At 64.8% G+C, this 19,794-nt stretch carries 17 protein-coding genes, 1 tRNA gene and 1 pseudogene; 9 read left to right on the forward strand and 10 right to left on the reverse strand.

Annotated elements, in window-relative coordinates:
• Positions 1-116 precede the first annotated feature (116 nt).
• Entirely contained in the window at positions 117-419 is a 303-nt protein-coding gene (locus IEX33_RS19550; protein ID WP_188729965.1) for a hypothetical protein, read from the reverse strand.
• A gap of 300 nt (positions 420-719) precedes the next feature.
• Complete coding sequence (locus tag IEX33_RS10670; protein WP_377090138.1) at positions 720-1,151, reverse strand: DUF6308 family protein; 432 nt, start codon at positions 1,149-1,151, stop codon at positions 720-722.
• A gap of 390 nt (positions 1,152-1,541) precedes the next feature.
• Between IEX33_RS10670 and IEX33_RS10675 the strand changes: the two genes are divergently transcribed.
• The 4 genes and pseudogenes from IEX33_RS10675 (at position 1,542) to IEX33_RS10685 (ending at position 4,360) form a co-directional block, all read left to right on the forward strand.
• Positions 1,542-1,991: a peptidase inhibitor family I36 protein gene (locus IEX33_RS10675; RefSeq protein WP_188729968.1), complete on the forward strand. Its 450-nt coding sequence runs from the start codon at positions 1,542-1,544 to the stop codon at positions 1,989-1,991.
• 651 nt (positions 1,992-2,642) lie between these two features.
• A complete protein-coding gene (locus tag IEX33_RS10680) occupies positions 2,643-2,813 on the forward strand; it encodes a hypothetical protein (RefSeq protein ID WP_188729970.1) in 171 nt (56 codons plus the stop codon).
• A gap of 89 nt (positions 2,814-2,902) precedes the next feature.
• A pseudogene (locus IEX33_RS19555) lies at positions 2,903-3,022 on the forward strand (AMIN-like domain-containing (lipo)protein); the annotation flags it as partial.
• Positions 3,023-3,184: 162 nt separating this feature from the next.
• Positions 3,185-4,360, forward strand: coding sequence for a serine hydrolase domain-containing protein (locus IEX33_RS10685; protein ID WP_188729972.1), 1,176 nt, complete (start codon positions 3,185-3,187; stop codon positions 4,358-4,360).
• A 625-nt stretch (positions 4,361-4,985) separates the two neighbouring features.
• Here the strand turns inward: IEX33_RS10685 and IEX33_RS10690 are convergent.
• Complete coding sequence (locus tag IEX33_RS10690) at positions 4,986-5,270, reverse strand: hypothetical protein (protein ID WP_188729974.1); 285 nt, start codon at positions 5,268-5,270, stop codon at positions 4,986-4,988.
• A 169-nt stretch (positions 5,271-5,439) separates the two neighbouring features.
• Here IEX33_RS10690 and IEX33_RS10695 point away from each other — a divergent pair, with 169 nt between their 5' ends.
• Genes IEX33_RS10695 through IEX33_RS10710 form a run of 4 tightly spaced genes read left to right on the forward strand, consistent with a single transcriptional unit; the run spans position 5,440 to position 6,876 of the window.
• Positions 5,440-6,084 carry a hypothetical protein gene (locus tag IEX33_RS10695; protein ID WP_188729976.1) on the forward strand — a complete coding sequence of 215 codons (645 nt, stop codon included), beginning with the start codon at positions 5,440-5,442 and terminating at the stop codon, positions 6,082-6,084.
• Entirely contained in the window at positions 6,081-6,245 is a 165-nt protein-coding gene (locus IEX33_RS10700) for a hypothetical protein (protein ID WP_174174739.1), read from the forward strand. The genes IEX33_RS10695 and IEX33_RS10700 overlap by 4 nt, the downstream gene beginning before the upstream one ends.
• Positions 6,242-6,427 carry a hypothetical protein gene (locus IEX33_RS10705; RefSeq protein ID WP_188729978.1) on the forward strand — a complete coding sequence of 62 codons (186 nt, stop codon included), beginning with the start codon at positions 6,242-6,244 and terminating at the stop codon, positions 6,425-6,427. The genes IEX33_RS10700 and IEX33_RS10705 overlap by 4 nt, the downstream gene beginning before the upstream one ends.
• Positions 6,424-6,876: a hypothetical protein gene (locus tag IEX33_RS10710; RefSeq protein WP_188729979.1), complete on the forward strand. Its 453-nt coding sequence runs from the start codon at positions 6,424-6,426 to the stop codon at positions 6,874-6,876. Before IEX33_RS10705 ends, IEX33_RS10710 begins: the two co-directional genes overlap by 4 nt.
• A gap of 704 nt (positions 6,877-7,580) precedes the next feature.
• Here IEX33_RS10710 and IEX33_RS10715 read toward each other — a convergent pair.
• Positions 7,581-7,662, reverse strand: a tRNA-Leu gene (locus tag IEX33_RS10715).
• A 203-nt stretch (positions 7,663-7,865) separates the two neighbouring features.
• On the opposite strand from IEX33_RS10715, the gene IEX33_RS10720 reads away from it, so the two are divergent.
• Positions 7,866-8,471: an ANTAR domain-containing response regulator gene (locus IEX33_RS10720; protein WP_009358190.1), complete on the forward strand. Its 606-nt coding sequence runs from the start codon at positions 7,866-7,868 to the stop codon at positions 8,469-8,471.
• 108 nt (positions 8,472-8,579) lie between these two features.
• Here IEX33_RS10720 and pyk read toward each other — a convergent pair whose 3' ends face one another.
• The 6 genes from pyk to trpB form a co-directional block, all read right to left on the reverse strand.
• Positions 8,580-10,070, reverse strand: coding sequence for a pyruvate kinase (gene pyk, locus IEX33_RS10725; protein ID WP_188729981.1), 1,491 nt, complete (start codon positions 10,068-10,070; stop codon positions 8,580-8,582).
• Between the two features lie 64 nt (positions 10,071-10,134).
• Positions 10,135-11,592: a glutamate synthase subunit beta gene (locus IEX33_RS10730; protein ID WP_188729983.1), complete on the reverse strand. Its 1,458-nt coding sequence runs from the start codon at positions 11,590-11,592 to the stop codon at positions 10,135-10,137.
• Entirely contained in the window at positions 11,585-16,198 is a 4,614-nt protein-coding gene (gene gltB, locus IEX33_RS10735) for a glutamate synthase large subunit (RefSeq protein ID WP_188729985.1), read from the reverse strand. Before gltB ends, IEX33_RS10730 begins: the two co-directional genes overlap by 8 nt.
• Before the next feature lie 263 nt (positions 16,199-16,461).
• Positions 16,462-17,616 (reverse strand): prolipoprotein diacylglyceryl transferase, encoded by a 1,155-nt coding sequence (gene lgt / locus IEX33_RS10740; protein ID WP_188729987.1) that lies wholly within the window; start codon positions 17,614-17,616, stop codon positions 16,462-16,464.
• A gap of 4 nt (positions 17,617-17,620) precedes the next feature.
• Positions 17,621-18,445: a tryptophan synthase subunit alpha gene (gene trpA, locus IEX33_RS10745; RefSeq protein ID WP_188729988.1), complete on the reverse strand. Its 825-nt coding sequence runs from the start codon at positions 18,443-18,445 to the stop codon at positions 17,621-17,623.
• Complete coding sequence (gene trpB / locus IEX33_RS10750) at positions 18,442-19,782, reverse strand: tryptophan synthase subunit beta (protein WP_188729991.1); 1,341 nt, start codon at positions 19,780-19,782, stop codon at positions 18,442-18,444. The genes trpA and trpB overlap by 4 nt, the downstream gene beginning before the upstream one ends.
• Between the last annotated feature and the right edge of the window lie 12 nt (positions 19,783-19,794).

The following is a 19,794-nucleotide window of genomic DNA, read 5'->3' on the forward strand; positions in this document are numbered from 1 at the left end:
ACGATCTGCGGGCGCCCTGGTCCAACGCCTCACACAAGGGTGTGCGTGTGGAGTTCGTCAAAGAGCGCCTGGTCTTTACTCGCGGTCATTCCCCCATGCCGAGCTCTTGCTCTCCGTCATAGCGCCTTCGCCGTATTCTCAATAGAGAACGCCAGCGGGAAGGCATCGCCCTCGCCAAGCAGCGCAGCCCGACAACGGGCGGAAAACGCGCTGATGCCGGATAGGGCCGCCGAGCTGATCAAGCGCTCCTTGCCCGTAACTTTGAGATCAGCAGAGAGACCGTCTACCAGTGCCTCCGCCACGCGAAGCTGGAATGAACGCTGCTCTACTAGCGCCTTCATGGGGCGTAGCTGACGAAAGGTCAACGGTCGACCGTTCGCGTCCCATTTCTTGAACCTTCTTTGCAGGTCATCGGGCACAGCTGACTTCTTCGTGTCTCCCCGAGGTAGGTTGCCCACTTACTTTCGCACATGCCGTCCGGGATGATACTTGGATCGGGTCAGCGAGTGACGCGAGACCGCAGAGTAAACTTGGGGCGGCCGGCGTCGGACAGCCATCTGGTGCCCCCCCATGCCAGCGGACCCCGGCTTCGTCGTCGGTCCCCAATGCTCCGCTTCCTTCAGAGGTCGTAGGCGGGGTCGCCGCACGCTGACGTGCGCTCGGTGTGCCAGTAGCTCGTATAACGCGGCGGTTTTCTCCGGCTTTGGGCGGCAGTGAAATCAGTGTCTATGGCGTGCACCAAAGAACGGCAGCGCCTCAAGGAGTACGTTGCGGGCAAGCCACAAAAACACCGCTACCATCACTGCGATGAGACCAGGGTAGAAAAACCTTGTACCAAGCTTCCCGGGATGGACTCTTGTTCGCTTTCGGCCAGCCCCGCGGCTGACACCGCGTCCATGGCCTTTCCCGTAGCACCACAGGATCACGTCCATGACGCGCAGCTCGGAGAGTGACTGTTCCACGTCCGAGAGCCGGTTGATCTCCGCCAGGCGCTCAGGCAGGCCGGTTGCGTCGGTGAGGAGACGGTGCCAGTTCATCCGCTGGTCTTTAGAACTGCCCGCTCCAATGACATCACCGATCCTTTCATCCCAGATGGGAATCAGATGTGGCCGCTTCATGGCCATGATCGTGCTCGCGGTCGTCGCGCCGATGCCCCAGCGGTTTGTCTTGCGTGCTGCGGTGGACTCTAGAGAGCAGGGCGGCGGGACCTTGGTCCGTGCGCAGGGCTGTTGCTTCGGTGCTGCTGAGGCTGCTCAGTGGCACGTCGGCGGGGATCTGCTCAGGTAGCCCTGTGGTCCGCGCTGCCGTTTCCGGCTCAGCCAGGCCTACTAAGTCTTTTGCCGGGACTGTGACACTTAGTCCCGTGCCGCCACAGGATTAAGGGGCCGACGACGGATGGAGGGCTTGTCCCTTCCCCTGGGATTTGGGGAGGTGTCCCGATGGCCCGCAAGAGGTCAATGCCAGAGAATGATGACGGTGCCTCCGCTGGGTGACCCGGACGATATTGGTTCGTCCGACTACAAAAATGACTGGGGAACTTCATGAAACTTGCAACGCATAAAGCGGCTACTGCTGCGGCTGTACTGGCGCTCGGAGCCAGCACATTCCTGGCGGGCGCGCCTGCTGCCAATGCGTCGGGCACAGGAACCGCGTGTCCGTCAGCCCGCGTGTGCTTCTACTTCAACTCCGATTTTCAGGGCGCACGCGCCGACTACGCCAACAGCGACGCCACCATGGGCAACGAGCTATTCACCGACGGCCCCGTCGGACGGAACGGATGGGGCGTCCAGGTCAACAACAACGCAGCATCCCTGATCAACAACACGTACGCGTACATCACCATCTACGACAGCCCCGGCTGCGAAGGCTACGCCTGGTACATCCAACCAGGGGACCGTCTCAACCTGGGCACGATGAAAAACAGGGTCAGCTCAATCTATGTGGCTTACAACGGCGGGGCATGCCTCGACCGGGACCAGTCCTGGGCCTAGCCTTTGACTGGCCCAGGCTGTAACGCAGGGCCTTCTCCGCAGCGCCAGGGACACTGGCGCTGCGGAGTGGCTTCATAGGACGCGAGTCAGCTGGACAGAGATGGGCCAGCACCCGTTGCTGGGTGTCGGCCACGTCCGTAACGAATGGTGCGGGCCTGGCGAACAGGATGGCTGTGTGCGCTGGAACCTCCACGTTCGTCCGTCCGGACTCTGCCGCACCACTGCCCACGTTCGAACTGCGGACTCTGTCCCGTCGTCTCCCCCTCAGTCCGGCAACGATGAGGATGAGGCCAAGCGTTGTGAAGACGGCCGTCAGGATCAGGCCGACGCCGCCGAGGAACTCGCTGTTGCGTCGCTCACGCCGTCGGCCGCCACGTACTCAGACGCGCCTCCGCTCGTCCCTGAGATGGAGGACGCTATCCAAAAGACAGCCACGAGCATGTGCTGGCTGGAACACCTGTCGCGGTGTGGGCCGCGGGCTTGCACACCTATTGCTAAGCATGCTCATGATAGATCCAATCGGATGGGGATCCGGTGGTGTGAAGGGGAATCGAGAAGGGTACGCTCAGCTAAAGGGGCGCACCTTTTTCGTGCTCCCATCCTGCGGAGTTGCGTCCGGGAATCGAAGCGGCAAGGTCCTAGACTTTCGGCATGCACCCCTTAGTGGCGATCGTCTTGGTGTTCCTCGCCGCGATCGCCTGGACGGTCACCGTCCTGACGATGCTGATTGTGGTGGTCAGAGCCCGGCGCCGGCCGCCATCCCAGGCCAGACGCACGGCCCAGAGGGCGGAGATGCCGGGCTCCGATGAAAGGGCCGCTTAGTCGCGCCTGAGTGCCTTGCTGATGACGCGCCTGGTGAGTGCAGCCGCATCCTGGACCGCATCGTCACCAAACAAAACTGCAACGTCAACTACAACCCGGCCGCCAAGGCTGAGCTGTCCAACGTGGCTGGCTACCAGACCTTCCGGCAAGTGGTTTACGCCGGAAGCTTCGAAGGCTCCACCAGCATCGGCCTGGGCGTCCGCGCCCGTACGGCTGGCACCCAGGAAGATAGCTACTGGGCAAAGGGTTCGCCACGACGAAGCCCAGTCATAAGATTGAGGGGCTGGGGCGACGGTGCCGCCGCAGGTCTGCCCGGATCCGGTGCCGCGGGCGGCCCCGAACCTGTAACGACGTCCCGAGTGGATGCGGCAATGAGCACGAAAAACCGCGTGTGGAGGCGGGCGGCCCTCGCAGTCGTCCTCCTTGTATCTGGCTGTACCTCGTCCACCGATGAGCCCGCACCGTCATCAAGCTCGCCGAATCCCTTCGCTTCCTTGGAGCATCAGGTCCAGCTGTTTCTGGACGAGGGCGCGGTGGCCGCTGTCGTCCAGATTCGCTGGCCCGAGGGCGAGTGGTCCAGGGCCTACGGTGTGCGTGACCTTGAGACCAGGACCCCGGCGCAGCCAACGGACCGTGCTGCTGTCGCCAGCGTCACCAAGACGGTGACGGCCGTGGCCGTGCTGAAGCTCGTGGACGAGAACCTCATCGGCCTCGACGATCCCGTCAACGACGTCATTCCCGGATTCACGACTTCACTCACGCCACCAGCCCCGATCACTGTGAGGCAGCTGCTCAGCCATACCTCCGGAATGCCCGAAGTCACCGATGCCCTGCCGAAGGATGTTGACTTCCGCCCTGTGCTCGCACAAACGTTGACGATGGAGCGGGGCCTGCAACTGGCAGGGACCCTTCCCTGGAGCTCTGATGATGTCGGGGCATTCAAGTACTCGAACACCAACTATCTCGCACTCGGCCTCCTCATCCAGACGCTGCGGGACAAGCCCATCGTCGACGTTCTGCAGGAGGAGGTCTTAGGCCCTCTCGGTTTGAAGAACACCAGCCTGGACCGTATTGACCCGCACGAAACCGGTATTCTGCACGGCTACGTAACCCTGCGCGGTGAACTAGTAGACACCACTGACAACACCTTCCTGGCCGGCAACCCGGCCGGGGGCGCTATATCGACGATGGCGGACCTGAACCTCCTCATGGCTGGAATCTTCCAGGGGCGGGCGGTTTCAGCGTCGTCCCTGCGGGAAATGAAGACCAGCCCAGGCTTTCACCCGTACGGGCTGGGCGTGTGGGAGCATGCGGACGGTTGCTCGGAAGACTCGCGGCACGAGGGCCGTGGCGGGTTCTGGGACTACCAGACCGTGGCGGTCAGCAGCGCGGACGGGCGGTATCAGGCCGCGATGACAGTCACAACACCACCAATGCCCACGGAACTCGAGGACCCCTCCACCCAAGACAAGCGTGACTACCTGAACGACCGGATCGAGTCCACACTCAACGAAACATTGGACCGCATCTGCAAGCCGGCCAACTAAAGGTGGTCAACGGCCCGCTGACGCAGCCTCTGACTTGAACAAGCGCTGCCGCGTTTCAACCGCCTGCCCAAGCCCCAAAGTTGCCCCCACCACTGGTGTGTCCGGTTCAAATCACGATGCTATGTACCGCCCATGGTGGTCACCTACCACCACCGCCTTAGCGCCCAGTCGTTGGCGGCCCCGTCCCCGTCGGCGCTGTCCTTGCCGCAATGCAGGCAGCGTTTGTATAGGCCACCGTCATCGTTGTGATCGACGTGCCAATGATGATGGAGATTGAGCTTGCACAGCATTTGCGTGAGCATGACAATCCAGCTCCTAGTAGTAGTCGCGGGTTTGGGGTATTCGGGGTGATCACTGCTAGCGAGCCTCCCCGACCATCGGGCACTGTGGGGATCTTCCTTCCCACAGTGGATGCAGTGGCGACGAAGCTATCCGTCGTTCATTTGGGCAAGCCAGTGATGTCCGATGCCCCATCTGCAAAGCAGTTTTAGGATCATGGCGATGTCTCTTCTGGGGCTTACTCAGCTGTCTTTTGGCAGACCGTGCAATGTGCCCGTAAGGCTAATCATGGCCCTCGGGAACCACCCGGAGAAGAGGCAGTCAGTATGGCTAGAGCAGCCTGCGCCTACCCCGGAACCCGGAAGACGCTCTTCAGGTCGTCGGCGCCCAGGAGGTCGTGGTTGAAGGCGATGGCGTCCACGGGCCGGGTGTCCACGAACAGGACCGCAACCGTCCGGGAGTGGACCACCGTGTACCGGGCGAGGTCCTCCACCCAGGAATGGATCCCGGTGTATTCCTCGACGAACAACCCGTCCCCGAGCAGGCCCCGTTGCTCGAGCAGGTCATAAACAACATGCCAGGCAAGATCCATCAGTTCGTGCATCGCCGCCTCAACAGTTGGAGCCGTCATAGGACCACGGTGCTCCCGGGCACGGATAGTCTCGCGGAGCTCGCGGGCGTGTCCTCAAGCTGGTGCCAGCCGGAGTTAGACTGTGCCGAGTAAGGACGGATTGGGGGATCCACGGCGGCTCGTACCGCTGCTCCGCTGGTCGGTCGCCGCCAGCAAATCAAGGATGACCGTGACATTCTTCCAGGACTATCCGATCCCTACACCGCCTTCCCGTCCAAGGACGCCGCAGTTCACTCCGCCTCCTTGGGTTGCTGCCCCGCGATACGAACTGCCCGCCGTCGTTCCCGTGGGCCAGTTCATCCACAAATCCCCCACCTTTGTGGTGGCCATTGAAGCCGCCAAGGTGTACTCGACCGGCTGCGTCTTTGAAATGTCCTGGATGCTGCGCCGCACTGACCAGGATGACCGGCGATGGTCCGAGATGAACGGTGTCTTCCACCGGCCTGCGCCGCACTTGCGTGACGGGGCCATTTCAGTCGCTTCCGTCCTCCTGTTCGGAATGCAGTTCCCGGACGGCACCAAGGCCAGCACATCATCCCTCGCGATGTATGAGCAATCTGTGCCCCGGGACCAGGAACCTGGCGGGCCGGTGTTCGAGTTCCGCCCCAGAGGGGGCAACGGCGGGGAGGATGACATGTCGGCAATGGGAACCCTCTGGCTGTGGCCGCTGCCGCCAGCCGGGGATCTCCGCCTGCTTGCCCAATGGACAAGCATGGGCATGCCCGAATCCTCCATCATCCTGGACGGCAGCCGGCTCCGAGCGGCCGCAGCAGCGGTTCAGCAGTACTGGCCGGAGGAGGTCGGGCCGGAATGACCGCACTCGAAAACCCGGTCCTGGCAGTCGTCTTTGCGGCGATCTTCTTTTACGTCCTCTACGGCGTCATCCGCGCAGCCGTCCGTGACGGCATCATCCAAGCCGATGAGCGGCGGCAGAAGGCGCGGGATGGGATCAACAGCAGCAGCGAGGGAGTGTGACTGCCCGCGGCCGGCTCGTAGCCGTCGTCGGGACGGTCTTCCTTGTCTTTGTGCTCCCGTACGTTCTGGCGGTGTTCAACCTGGCCCCCAACGGCATAGAAACCCTGCTTCTCGTCGTCCTACTGTGGGCCGGCAGCTGGGTCTTTGCCCGCCGGCGAGCCCCGAAAAGTACCGATCAGTGAAGCACAAACTCTGGTTGACCTTCGCCGTGATCCTGGTTCTTGCTGCCACGGCCCATTTCATGGTCCGCTCCGCCGAGGACAAGGTGACCGACCGAATGCTGTCACAGGCAGACCGTTTCGCCATCCCGGCCGACTGGAAGCTGATCGACGAGATTGTCCGGCCCGAGCGGTTCATGTGCATCAGCACGAACCCGTGCCCGAGTATGTCGCGTCGGTGGGAGACCGGAAAAGAGCTCACCGATAACGACGTCGCGGCAGTAGTCTCGGGGGTCGGTGTCGAGATGACTGCCGACGGACCGTGCAAGCGACAGCCCAACGTCATCGGGAACAGCACCATCTGCCTCTTTAAGGGAAAGGACGGCGAATTCAACTACTGGCTCTCTGTCGCCAGCCCCGGCCCGGGGGAACCTCAGAAAGTCGGCCTAAACATCAGGGCCCGCACCCTATAGTGCGCCTACCGGCACCTGTCTTCGTCGCGCCAACACAGAACTGGTTCTGCCTGTCCCGCTTCCATGCCTTGTTGATCCGAGCGGTGGGTGGCTTGGTAAGCAGGTCCACATCAGCCACGGTCAGCCCTTGCTTCTCCGAAGCGGTGCCTGTCATCACCAGGAAGTTCGTGAAGGCCTTGAACCGCTCCCCATACCCTCCACGATGAGACTGAACTCCGCATGGGTGAGGAAGATGGCCTCGTCCTCCCCCTTTTCGATACGAGGCAGTTGCACGCCGCGGCAAGGGTTCCACGGAATGTACCCCAGAATCTCCGCGGTATTCATGGTTGAACTTCACCCAGTGCGCCATCAGTCGGTAATCCAGCTTGTCCACGGTAAATAGCCGATGACGTTTCCCGATATGCAGGTCCAGCATGGTCCGGTACGTCTTCGTGGTTCCGCTGGATGGACGGATCAGCAGGTCGATGTGTTCCTGAATGACCTCAGCCACAGTTGGCGTGAGCTTCTCGTTGGACAGGATGGCATGCTGCGCGATCTCGAACGACTGACCATTCGCGCACAGAAGCCTCTTCAGAGTTTCAGCTTCGACGAAACGTGGCGGCTGTCAGGCCTCGCGGCTCTTCGGGTCTCGCCGCAACACCATGTAGGACGACGACCCGTCCGTTTTGATGCGCTTTCGAATGCGTCTGATCTGGGAAACACTGTGCCCGAGGTGGGACTCGAACCCACACACCTTTCGATACCGCATTTTGAGTGCGGCGCGTCTGCCAATTCCGCCACTCGGGCGCGGAATACGCAAAGCAAACCGGTACGCCCACAGCTGATTGTGAGCAACGCGATCGCTTCACGTACGCGGAATTACTCTACAGCCAGATAGGCTGAATTCCAGAATCGCGCCGCCGACGCCGCAACCGACCATGCAGATCATGTACAGGACCGGGCGCACCTAAGATAGTGATGTCCCCGCCGTACCTTTCCAAGGAGATCCCGTGACTGAACAGACGGAGTCAAAGCCCACGTCCCAGCCGGCGCGCCGCGTCATTGTGGCCGAGGATGAAACCCTCATCCGCCTCGACATCATCGAAATCCTGCGCGGCGAAGGCTATGACGTGGTGGGCGAGGCGGACAACGGCGAGAAGGCCGTCCAGCTCGCCGAGGAACTGAAGCCGGACCTCGTCCTGATGGATGTCAAGATGCCCGTCATGGACGGCATCTCCGCAGCAGAGAAGATCGTCAAGGCCCGCATCGCCCCGGTGGTGCTGCTGACCGCGTTCAGCCAGAAGGAACTCGTGGAACGTGCCCGCGACGCCGGCGCCATGGCGTACGTGGTGAAGCCGTTCACCCCCGCAGACCTCATCCCCGCGCTGGAGATCGCCCTCTCCCGCCACGAGGAAATCAAGGCCCTCGAAAGCGAGGTCTCCGACCTCCAGGAGCAGTTCGCCACCCGCAAGCTCGTGGAACGTGCCAAGAGCCTGCTCACCACCAAGATGGGCCTCACGGAGCCGGAAGCTTTCCGCTGGATCCAGAAGACCTCCATGGACCGCCGCCTGAGCATGCGCGAGGTCGCCGAGACCATCATCAACCAGGTCAACTAGTTACGCCCGGTTGGGTCTGCCAAAATTCCGGCAGGCGCAACCAATAAGACCACAAACGAGAAGGACCCCCGCCGGCTGGCAGGGGTCCTTTTCGTCAGTCCGAAAGCCTTAGGCCTTCTTCTTCTTTTCCGGCCAGGGGCCGAGCTTTTCCTTGTTGCTGGTTGCTTCGCCAACGCGGGTGGAGTCGGCGAGGTCGCCCACCTTGTGCACCTTCAGCGAGTTGGTGGAGCCGGCCTTTCCGGGAGGGGAACCGGCGGCGATAACCACCAGGTCGCCGTCGTCCACCAGGTTCATCTCCATGAGGCTGCGGTCAACCTGCGCGGTCATCTCGTCGGTGTGGTCCACCATCTGGACCAGGACCGGCTGGATGCCCCAGGTCAGTGCCAGCTGGTTCCAGACCTGCTCCACCGGGGTGAACGCGAAGACGGGCTTGATGGGGCGCAGGCGGGACAGGCGGCGTGCGGAGTCGCCGGACTGGGTGAAAGCACAGATGTACTTTGCGTCCAGCTGGTCGGCAATTTCGACGGCGGCACGCGTGATGGCGCCGCCACGGGTCTTGGGCTTGGTACCCAGCGGGGGGACGCGCTCAAGGCCGTGGACCTCGGTGGACTCGATGATCCGGGCCATGACCTTGACGGTCTCGATGGGGTACTTGCCCACGCTGGTCTCGCCGGAGAGCATCACAGCGTCTGCACCGTCGAGGACGGCGTTGGCGCAGTCGGAGGCCTCCGCGCGGGTGGGGCGCGGGTTGTCGATCATGGATTCCAGGACCTGGGTGGCCACGATGACCGGCTTGGCCCAGCGGCGGGCCAGCTCGATGGCGCGCTTCTGGACGATCGGCACTTCCTCCAGGGGAAGTTCAACGCCCAGGTCGCCACGGGCCACCATGATGGCATCGAATGCGTCGATGATCTCGGACAGCTGCTCCACGGCCTGGGGCTTCTCGATCTTGGCGATGACCGGCACGCGGCGGCCTTCCTCGTCCATGATCTCGTGCACGCGGACAATGTCCGACGCGTCCCGGACGAAGGACAGGGCCACCAGGTCTACGCCGCGGCGCATGGCCCAGCGGAGGTCGTCCTCATCCTTTTCGCTCAGCGCCGGCACGTTGACGGCCACGCCGGGAAGGTTGATGCCCTTGTTGTTGGACACCATGCCGCCCACGGTGACCTCGGCGACCACCTTGACGTCGTCAACAGCCGTGGCACGCAGGGCCACCTTGCCGTCGTCGATCAGCAGGGCGTCGCCCACGTTGACGTCATCGGTGAGGCTCTTCAGCGTGGTGGAGCAGATGTCCTTGGTGCCGGGAACGTCCTCGGTGGTGATGGTGAACGTGTCGCCAACGGCGAGTTCGTGCGGGCCGTCAACGAAGCGGCCCAGGCGGATTTTGGGACCCTGCAGGTCGGCCATGATGGCTACGGCCTTGCCCAGGTCCGCCGCTGCCTTGCGGACGTTCTCGTAGGTGTTGTCGTGCACGGAGTAGTCGCCGTGGCTCATGTTCATGCGGGCAACGTCAACACCGGCTTCCAGTACCGCGAGTGTGTTTTCGTAGCTGGCGATGGCCGGGCCGAACGTAGCCACAATTTTTGCGCGTCTCATATACCTACCCTATTGGTCTCTTGCATTGGTTAAGTTGTCGCGGAGGTGAACCTCCGGTGCATCGCTAGAGGACGGCGATGGCGCGGTCCGTCGGGGCCACGGGAGCGGGCAGGATGGTGCTACCCATCAGGTACTTGTCCACGGCTGCGGCGGCGGCGCGCCCTTCGGCGATGGCCCACACAATGAGGGACTGGCCGCGGCCGGCGTCACCGGCCACGAAGACGCCCTCGGTGTTAGTCATGTAGTAGCCGTCGCGGGACACGTTGCCGCGGCCGTCGAACTCCGCCTTGACCTGCTCGGTGATGCCTGCGGGCTCCGCTCCGGTGAAGCCGAGTGACAGGAACACCAGGTCCGCGGGAATGATCCGTTCCGTGCCGGCCTTGGGCAGGCGCTTGCCGTCAACGAATTCCGTCTCGGCAACCTTGACGCCCGTCAGCTTGCCGTCCTCGCCCACGAACTCCACGGTGGAGGCAAGGTACGTGCGCTCACCGCCTTCCTCGTGGGCGCTGGCAACCTCGAACAGCGTGGGGAACGTCGGCCACGGCTGGTGGCCGGCGCGCTCCGCCGGCGGCTGCTTGCCGATTGCCAAAGTGGTCACCGAGGCGGCACCGTGCCGGTGTGCGGTGCCGAGGCAGTCCGCGCCTGTGTCGCCGCCGCCGAGGATCACCACGTGCTTGCCCTGGGCGTGGATCTGGTTCTCGATTGCCTCCCCTGCCACGGCACGGTTGGCCGGGACCAGATAGTCCATGGCGAAGTGGACGCCGTCCAGGTCGCGGCCCGGGATGGGCAGGTCCCTCGGGACGGTGGCGCCGGTGCAGACAACAACAGCGTCGTAACGCCGCCGCAGCTGCTCCCAGGTCACGTCGGTGCCCACGGCGACGCCGGTACGGAAGCGGGTGCCTTCCGCCTTCATCTGCTCAACGCGGCGGTCCACCTGCTCCTTTTCCATCTTGAAGTCGGGGATGCCGTAGCGGAGCAGGCCGCCGATCTTGTCGTCGCGCTCGTACACCGCCACGGTGTGGCCCACGCGGGTCAGCTGCTGCGCCGCTGCCAGCCCTGCGGGGCCGGAGCCAACGACGGCAACCGTCTTGCCGGTCAGGCGTGCGGGAGGCAGGGGCTCCACCCAGCCGTTGTCCCAGGCCTCGTCAATGATGGAGACTTCCACCTGCTTGATGGTCACCGCAGGCTGGTTGATCCCCAGGACGCAGGAGGCTTCACACGGTGCCGGGCAGAGCCGGCCGGTGAACTCCGGGAAGTTGTTCGTGGCGTGCAGCCGCTCGATGGCTTCCTCGCCCTTGTCCCGCCACGTGAGGTCGTTCCACTCGGGAATGAGGTTGCCCAGCGGGCAGCCCTGGTGGCAGAACGGCACGCCGCAGTCCATGCAGCGGCCGGCCTGGGCCTTCAGGGTGCCCTTCTCCTGCGCCTCATACACTTCCTTCCAGTCCATGATGCGGACGGGAACGGGACGGCGCGGCTGGGTTTCACGCTGGCGTACTTTCAAAAATCCGCGTGGATCAGCCACCGGTTACCTCCAGGATTCGGGACCACACTTCTTCGCCGTCGGGGTCCAGGCCCTCTTCGATGGCGTCGAGACGGGTCTGCAGTACGGCAGCATAGTCGCGCGGCAGCACCTTGGTAATGCGGGCGGCGGTGTCATCGAAGTTCTCGAGGAGGCGCGCCGCCAGCTGGGAATCAGTTTCTTCAACGTGCTTGACCAGCAGGCCGTGCACGATGTCGCGGTCCTCGGCGTCCAGCTCGCGGAGCTGGAGTTCGCCGGACTGCAGGGCGTCCTTGTTGACGCGGGCAGCGTCCAGGTCAAGGACGTACGCGGTACCGCCGGACATGCCGGCGCCGAAGTTGCGTCCGGTGCGGCCGATGATCAGCGTCTGGCCACCCGTCATGTACTCACAGCCGTGGTCGCCGATACCTTCGACCACGGCGGTGGCGCCCGAGTTGCGGACCAGGAAGCGTTCGCCCACCTGGCCGCGCAGGAACATCTCGCCGCTGGTCGCCCCGTAGCCGATCACGTTGCCGGCGATGACGTTGGTCTCCGCCTTGAACACGTTGGTGCGGTCCGGGCGGACGATGATGCGGCCGCCGGAGAGGCCCTTGCCCACGTAGTCATTGGAGTCGCCGAACAGCCGCAGGGTGATGCCCGCGGGCAGGAACGCGCCCAGGGACTGGCCGGCGGTGCCGCTCAGGGTGATGTCGATGGTGTCCGTGGCCAGGACATCGGTGCCGAACGTCTTGGTGACGACGTGCCCCAGCATGGTGCCCACCGAACGGTCCGTGTTGATGACGTCCACGGCAATCTTGACCGGGCTGCGGTCCGTCAGCGCCTCGGTGGACATGGTGATCAGGCGCTGGTCGAAGTGCTTGTCTAGCTCGTGGTTCTGGCCGGTCATGTTCCGCAGCGGGGCGTCGTCGTCGAACTCCAGCCCGTGCAGGATCGGGTCCAAGTCCAGGCCGTCGGCCTTCCAGTGGTTGACGGCCTCCCGGGCGTCGAGGACCTCGGCGTGGCCGATTGCCTCCTCCAGGCTGCGGAAGCCAAGCTCGGCCAGGATTTCGCGGACTTCCTCGGCAAGGAACTCGAAGAAGTTGACCACGAATTCGGGCTTGCCGCTGAAGCGTGCGCGGAGTTCCGGGTTCTGCGTTGCCACGCCCACCGGGCAGGTGTCCAGGTGGCAGACGCGCATCATGATGCAGCCTTCCACCACCAGCGGGGCGGTGGCGAAGCCGAATTCCTCGCCGCCGAGCAGCGCGGCGATCACCACGTCGCGGCCGGTCTTGAGCTGGCCGTCAACCTGCACCACCACACGGTCGCGCAGGCCGTTGAGCATCAGGGTCTGCTGTGTCTCGGCCAGGCCGAGCTCCCACGGAACACCTGCGTGCTTGAGCGAGTTCAGCGGCGAGGCGCCGGTTCCGCCGTCATGGCCGGAGACCAGTACGACGTCGGCCTTCGCCTTGGTGACACCGGCGGCAACCGTGCCGATGCCCACCTCGGAGACGAGCTTGACGTGCACCCGGGCCGAGGGGTTGGCGCGCTTGGCATCGTAGATCAGTTGCGCGAGGTCCTCGATGGAGTAGATGTCGTGGTGCGGGGGCGGGGAAATGAGCCCCACGCCGGGCGTCGAGTGCCGCGTCCGGGCCACCCACGGGTAGACCTTCTGCGCCATGAGCTGGCCGCCCTCGCCGGGCTTGGCACCCTGGGCCATCTTGATCTGGATGTCGTCCGCGTTGGTCAGGTACAGGCTGGTCACGCCGAACCGGCCGGACGCGATCTGCTTGACGGCCGAGCGGCGCTTGGGGTCGAGCAGGCGGTCAACGTCCTCGCCGCCTTCACCGGTGTTGGACTTGCCGCCCAGCTGGTTCATGGCGATCGCCAGCGTCTCGTGGGCCTCCTGGGAGATGGAGCCGTAGCTCATGGCACCCGTGGAGAACCGCTTGACGATGCTGGAGACAGGCTCCACTTCCTCCAGCGGAACGGGCGGGCGCTCGTTCTTGAACTTGAGGAGGCCACGGAGGGTCATCAGGTTCTCGGACTGGTCGTCCACTCCCCTGGTGTACGCCTTGAAGATGTCGTAGCGGCGCTCACGCGTGGCGTGCTGCAGCCGGAACACCGTCTCCGGGTTGAACAGGTGGGGCTCGCCGTCACGGCGCCACTGGTACTCGCCGCCGCCCAGCAGCGGGCGGTGGGGCTGCTCGATGCCGCCCTCGGGGTAGGCCATCTGGTGGCGCGCGGAAACCTCCGCGGCGATGACGTCCAGCCCCACGCCGCCAAGCTGCGAGTGGGTGCCGGCGAAGAATTCGTCCACCAGTTCCTGGCCCAGGCCGAGCGCCTCGAACGTCTGGGCGCCGGTGTAGGACGCCACCGTGGAGATGCCCATCTTGGACATGATCTTCAGGACGCCCTTGCCGAGGCCCTTGATCAGGTTGTACACGCCGTCCTGCGGGGTGACCCCGGTGACGTCGCCGGCGGCAATCAGCTGCTCCACCGATTCCATGGCCAGGTACGGGTTGACGGCGGAGGCGCCGTAGCCGATCAGCACGGCCACATGGTGCGTCTCGCGGACGTCGCCGGCTTCCACCACCAGGGCAGTCTTGGTGCGGTTGGCGCTGCGCAGCAGGTGGTGGTGCACGGCGCTGACCAGCAGCAGCGACGGGATGGGCGCCCACTGGGCGTTGGAGTCACGGTCGGAGAGCACCACGTACTGGACGCCGCGGTTGATAGCACCGGACACCTGTTCGCAGATCTCGGTGAGCCGTGCGCGGAGCGCGTTCTCGCCGCCCTCGGGGCGGTAAAGCCCGCGGACCTTCATGGCCACCTTGTCGCCGTCGGCGTTTTCAATGTTGGCGATCTTGGCGAGCTGGTCGTTGTTGATCACCGGGAAGGGCAGCTGGACCTGCGGCTGGCGGACCTGCTTGGTGTCCAGGAGGTTGCCGTTGGGGCCGATGGCACAGGTCAGGGAGGTGACCAGTTCCTCGCGGATGGCGTCCAGCGGCGGGTTGGTCACCTGCGCGAAGGACTGCACGAAGTAGTCGAAGAGCAGGCGGGGGCGCTTGGACAGCACGGCCACCGGGGTATCGGAGCCCATGGCGCCCAGCGGTTCGGCGCCGGTGCGGGCCATCGGGCCCAGCAGGATCTTCAGTTCCTCGGTGGTGTAGCCGAAGGTGCGCTGGCGGATGTTCACCGACGCGGCCGTGTGGACCACGTGCTCGCGCTCGGGGAGCTCGTTGAGGTCGATCAGGTTGTCCTTGACCCACTCCGCCCACGGGTTGGCGGCGGCGACCTCGGCCTTGACCTCTTCATCGTCGATGACGCGGCCGGCTTCGGTGTCCACCAGGAACATCTTGCCCGGGGACACACGGCCCTTCTTGACCACCTTGGAGGCTTCGACGTCGATGACGCCCACTTCGGAGGCAAAGACAATCAGGCCGTCCTCGGTAATCCAGAACCGTCCGGGACGCAGGCCGTTGCGGTCCAGGGTGGCGCCCACCAGGCTGCCGTCGGTGAACGAGACGGCGGCGGGGCCGTCCCACGGTTCCATCAGCAGGGAGTGGTACTCGTAGAACGCGCGCCGGGCCGGATCCATGGTGGCGTGGTTTTCCCAGGCCTCGGGGATCATCATCATGATCGAGTGCGTGATGGGGCGGCCGGACAGCCACAGCAGCTCGGCCACCTCGTCGAAGGACGCGGAGTCCGAGGCACCCGGGGTGCAGATGGGGTACAGCTCTTCCGGGGTGTCGCCCAGCAGCGGGTTGGCCAGCTGCGACTGGCGGGCTCGCATCCAGTTCCGGTTTCCCTTGACCGTGTTGATTTCGCCGTTGTGCGCGATGGTGCGGAACGGCTGGGCCAGCGGCCAGGACGGGAAGGTGTTGGTGGAGAAGCGCGAGTGGACGATTGCCAGCTTGGTCTTGAAGCGCTTGTCCGAGAGGTCCGGGTAGAACGGCTCCAGCTGGGCGGTGGTGAGCATGCCCTTGTAGACGATGGTGCGCGAGGACAGCGACGGGAAGTAGACGCCGAACTTGTTCTGGGCGCGCTTGCGGATCCGCCAGGCGCGGGAATCCAGTTCATTGCGGTCCAGTTCCTCGCCGGTGGCGGATGCCAGGAAGGGCTGGGAGAAGTAGGGCATGCAGGCGCGGGCCATGGCACCGACCAGGTCCGCGACGATGGGCACTTCGCGCCACCCGAGGACCGTCAGGCCCTCGTCGGCTGCCAGGCCCTCGATGCCGGCCTTGGCGGCGTCGGCCTCGCGCTGTTCGGCCGGGAGGAAGGCGGTGCCGGCCACGTACTGGCCGGGAGCGGGAAGTTCGAACTCCGTGACCGCGCGGAAGAACTCGTCCGGGATCTGCATGAGGAGGCCTGCGCCGTCACCGGTGCCCTCGTCCGCGCCCACGGCACCGCGGTGCTCAAGGTTGCGAAGGGCGGTGAGGGCGGCATCCACGATGTCATAGCCGGGCTCGCCGCGGAGGGTGGCGATGATCGCAAGACCGCAGGCGTCCTTCTCCTGCTCCGGGTTGTAGAGCCCGGCCGCCTCCGGCAGGGCTGCGAAGCGCTTGAACGGCGACATGGCAGTCTCAGGCTGGTCCGGTTCTGACCAGCTGGGAGTGTGAAGAGTTTGGGTCATGGGAGACGTCCTTCCTCCTGATCGTGCGTATGGAAGGGACAACGTTGGCCCCACTCGTCGGCGCCGCTCTGATGGGCACAACAAAGTGTTATTTACTGGAAATTGTAGGTCAGCATGGCCTGCTGAACTAACAGTTACGCAGGCCCCTGCCCCGGGCAACACCGGACAGCAGCTCTATGCTGTCCAGGGTGGCCCCGCTGCCACGACGCTGTGGTGATTGGGCGCTTCGAGCGGTGGCTCTGCTGCCCTGCCTGGCCCGCGCGCTACTTGGTAGCGCCGGCTTCCGGCGCGGTTCCTGTGGCAGTGCTGCCGGACTTTCCGGCGGCCGTTGCATCCGGTCCGGGCGTGGTGCCCGCCGGCGCAGCCGCGGCCTCTTCCGTTGGCACGGAAGCACGCCGGGAACCGTTTTGGTTATCAGGGAGATTATCACGCGATTCACTATCTGAGACAACAGTGTCCGGATCACGGACCTCGTCGCCAGCGACTGCTGCGGCCTTCGGACCGTCAACCTTCTCCGGCTCACGGCCCGCCAAATACACGGTGTCCCGCCCGGTGCGCTTCTTCCGTCCCAGCAGGATGAAGGCCGCCAGGGCTGCCAGGAACACGAAGATGCTGGTCCAGACGTTCAGGCGGGTGGTGATGCCAAACAGTTCAATCTGCTCGGCGTCATCGATCCGCATCGCCTCGATCCAGACCCGGCCCAGCGTGTAGTACATGGCGTAGAGCCAGAACAGCCTGCTGCGGCGGAAGTTGAACTTCCGGTCCAGTGCGAGCAGGAGGACGACGCCGGCCAGGTTCCACAGCGATTCGTACAGGAACGTGGGGTGGAACAGCGTGTCCGCCGGAGTTCCGGCCGGAAAGTTGGGGTTGTCGGCGTCGATCTGCAGGCCCCACGGCAGGGTGGTGGGGCCGCCGAAGAGTTCCTGGTTGAAGTAGTTGCCCCAGCGGCCAATGGCCTGGGCCAGCAGCAGCCCGGGCGCGGCGGCGTCCAGGAAGGCGCTGAGCTTGACGCCGCTGCGGCGGCAGCCGATCCAGGCGCCCACGACACCCAGCACAACGGCGCCCCAGATGCCGAGTCCGCCGCGCTGGATCTGGGGAATGAGGGACAGGTCGCCGGTGCCGTCGAAGCCGGGGCCGAAGTAGGCGTCAGGTGAGGACACCACGTGGTAGAGGCGTCCGCCGATGATGCCGAAGGGAATGGCCCAAACCACGATGTCCCAGACGCTGCCTTCAGGCGCGCCACGGCGTGCCCAGCGGACGGAGGTCAGCCAGAGGCCCGCCACGATGCCTGCCAGGATGCACAGTGCGTAGGCGTGGATGCGCAGCGTTCCCCAGGGAAGGGGAATATCGAACCCGGACCAGTCCGGGCTCGGAATGCTGGCCGGCACCATGGCGGCTGCCTGAAGGAGGGTCTGCATGGGTTTAGGCTTCTTCCTCTGTCAGTCCGGAGCGGCTCAGTCCGGTGCTGAGGTCCTTGGTGAGGGCAGCGACGGCGTCCACACCGCCGTCGCGGATTGCTGCCACCAGGGCGGTGCCCACGATGACCCCTTCGGCGTAGGCGGCGATCTCCCGGACCTGTCCGGCGTTGGAGACGCCGAGGCCCACGCACACCCGCTCGGCGCCGGCGGCGTGTGCTGCGGCCACCACGTCCTTGGCCGCGGTGCTGACGGAGGTCCGGGCGCCGGTGACGCCCATGATGGACACGGCGTAGACGAAGCCCCGGCTGGCGTCCACTGTCCGCTGCATGCGCTCGGTGGTGGAGGACGGCGCAACCAGGAACACGCGGTCCAGGCCGTACTTGTCGGAGGCTTCCATCCATTCAGCAGCCTCATCCGGAATGAGGTCAGGGGTGATGAGCCCTGCTCCCCCGGCCTCGGCCAGGCGGCGGGAAAACTCGTCCACGCCCATCCGGACCACAGGGTTCCAGTAGGTCATGACCAGGACAGCGGCATCGGTCCTGCTGGTGATGCCCTGCACGACGTCGAACACCTGGCTGACGGAGAACCCCTTGGCCAGCGCCTCGGTGGTGGCGGCCTGGATGACCTGGCCGTCCATCACGGGGTCGGAGTAGGGAATGCCGATCTCGATGAGGTCGGCACCGTTCTCAGCCAGGGCGATGCCGGCGGCGATGGTCTCCTCGACGCTGGGGTAGCCGGCGGGAAGGTAGCCGATGAGGGCTGCGCGGCCCTCGGCACGGGCCTTGTCGATGGCGGCCGCTGATTTGCTGGTTGTCTGTGCAGTGGTCACAGCTGTTCCCCCTCTTTGCCGATTTCCGACTCGGCGGAATCCTTGTCCAACAGGTTGAACCATTCGGCTGCAGTGGCCACATCCTTGTCCCCGCGGCCTGAAAGGTTCACAATGACGATCTTGTCCTGCGCCGTCCCGCCGCTGGCCGCGGCTTCGGCGGCGAGGCGCTGGCCCACCTTGATGGCCCCGGCCAGCGCATGGGAGGACTCGATGGCCGGAATGATGCCTTCCGTGCGGCACAGCAGCCGGAAGGATTCCATGGCCTCGCTGTCCGTGATGGGCTCATAGCTCACCCGTCCGATGTCCGCCAGGTAGGAGTGCTCGGGGCCCACACCGGGGTAGTCGAGGCCTGCGGAAATCGAGTGCGACTCGATGGTCTGGCCGTCATCGTCCTGCATGAGGTAGGAACGGGCGCCGTGCAGCACGCCGGGCTTGCCCAGCGTGATGGTGGCCGCGTGGCGTCCGGTGTCCACGCCGTCGCCGCCGGCTTCGAAGCCGTAGATCTTCACGGACGGATCGTCAAGGAAGCCGTGGAAGATGCCGATGGCGTTGGAGCCGCCGCCGATGCACGCGCAGACGGCGTCCGGGAGCCGGCCTTCCTGCTCCAGGATCTGGGCGCGGGCTTCCTCGCCGATGACTTCGTGGAAGTACCGGACCATGGCCGGGAAGGGGTGGGCCCCTGCCGCGGTGCCCAGGAGGTAGTGGGTGTTGTCCACGTTGGCCACCCAGTCGCGCAGGGCGTCGTTGATGGCGTCCTTGAGGGTCTGCGATCCGCTGGTTACGGGGATGACAGTGGCGCCAAGGAGTTCCATGCGGGCAACGTTCAGCGCCTGGCGGCGGCAGTCCTCGGCACCCATGTACACGACGCATTCGAGCCCCATGAGGGCAGCGGCGGTGGCACTGGCGACGCCGTGCTGGCCTGCGCCGGTCTCGGCGATGACGCGCGTCTTGCCCATCCGCTTGGCGAGCAGCGCCTGGCCGAGGACGTTGTTGATCTTGTGCGATCCGGTGTGGTTGAGGTCCTCGCGCTTGAGGAAGATGCGCACTCCCCCGGCGTGCTGGGAGAAGCGCTTGGCTTCGGTCAGGAGTGACGGCCGGCCGGAGTAGTTCTTGTTCAGGTCGGCGATCTGGGCCCGGAATTCAGGATCTTCCTTGGCCTTGTTGAAGGTTTCCTCGAGTTCGTCCAGCGCGGCGATCAGGGATTCCGGCATCCAGCGTCCGCCGTAGCTTCCGAAGTAGGGTCCCGGGGCGTGCTTGAGGGAGCCGCCCTGCAGGAATGCTTCGGCGGCAGTGTTGTCAGTATCGTTGTCGGCGTTGCCGGAGGGTGCTTCAGCCATCGGTCCCGTCCT

Source organism: Pseudarthrobacter scleromae (assembly GCF_014644515.1).
Classification (GTDB): Bacteria; Actinomycetota; Actinomycetes; order Actinomycetales; family Micrococcaceae; genus Arthrobacter; species Arthrobacter scleromae.

Excerpts from the sequence above, each read along its gene's own strand:
- IEX33_RS10690 (WP_188729974.1), bottom strand. The coding sequence starts at position 5,270 with ATGACGGCTCCAACTGTTGAGGCGGCGATGCACGAACTGATGGATCTT.
- IEX33_RS10685 (WP_188729972.1), top strand. The coding sequence starts at position 3,185 with ATGAGCACGAAAAACCGCGTGTGGAGGCGGGCGGCCCTCGCAGTCGTC.
- lgt (WP_188729987.1), bottom strand. The coding sequence starts at position 17,616 with ATGCAGACCCTCCTTCAGGCAGCCGCCATGGTGCCGGCCAGCATTCCG.
- IEX33_RS10680 (WP_188729970.1), top strand. The coding sequence starts at position 2,643 with ATGCACCCCTTAGTGGCGATCGTCTTGGTGTTCCTCGCCGCGATCGCC.
- pyk (WP_188729981.1), bottom strand. The coding sequence starts at position 10,070 with ATGAGACGCGCAAAAATTGTGGCTACGTTCGGCCCGGCCATCGCCAGC.
- IEX33_RS10675 (WP_188729968.1), top strand. The coding sequence starts at position 1,542 with ATGAAACTTGCAACGCATAAAGCGGCTACTGCTGCGGCTGTACTGGCG.
- gltB (WP_188729985.1), bottom strand. The coding sequence starts at position 16,198 with ATGACCCAAACTCTTCACACTCCCAGCTGGTCAGAACCGGACCAGCCT.
- IEX33_RS10700 (WP_174174739.1), top strand. The coding sequence starts at position 6,081 with ATGACCGCACTCGAAAACCCGGTCCTGGCAGTCGTCTTTGCGGCGATC.
- trpB (WP_188729991.1), bottom strand. The coding sequence starts at position 19,782 with ATGGCTGAAGCACCCTCCGGCAACGCCGACAACGATACTGACAACACT.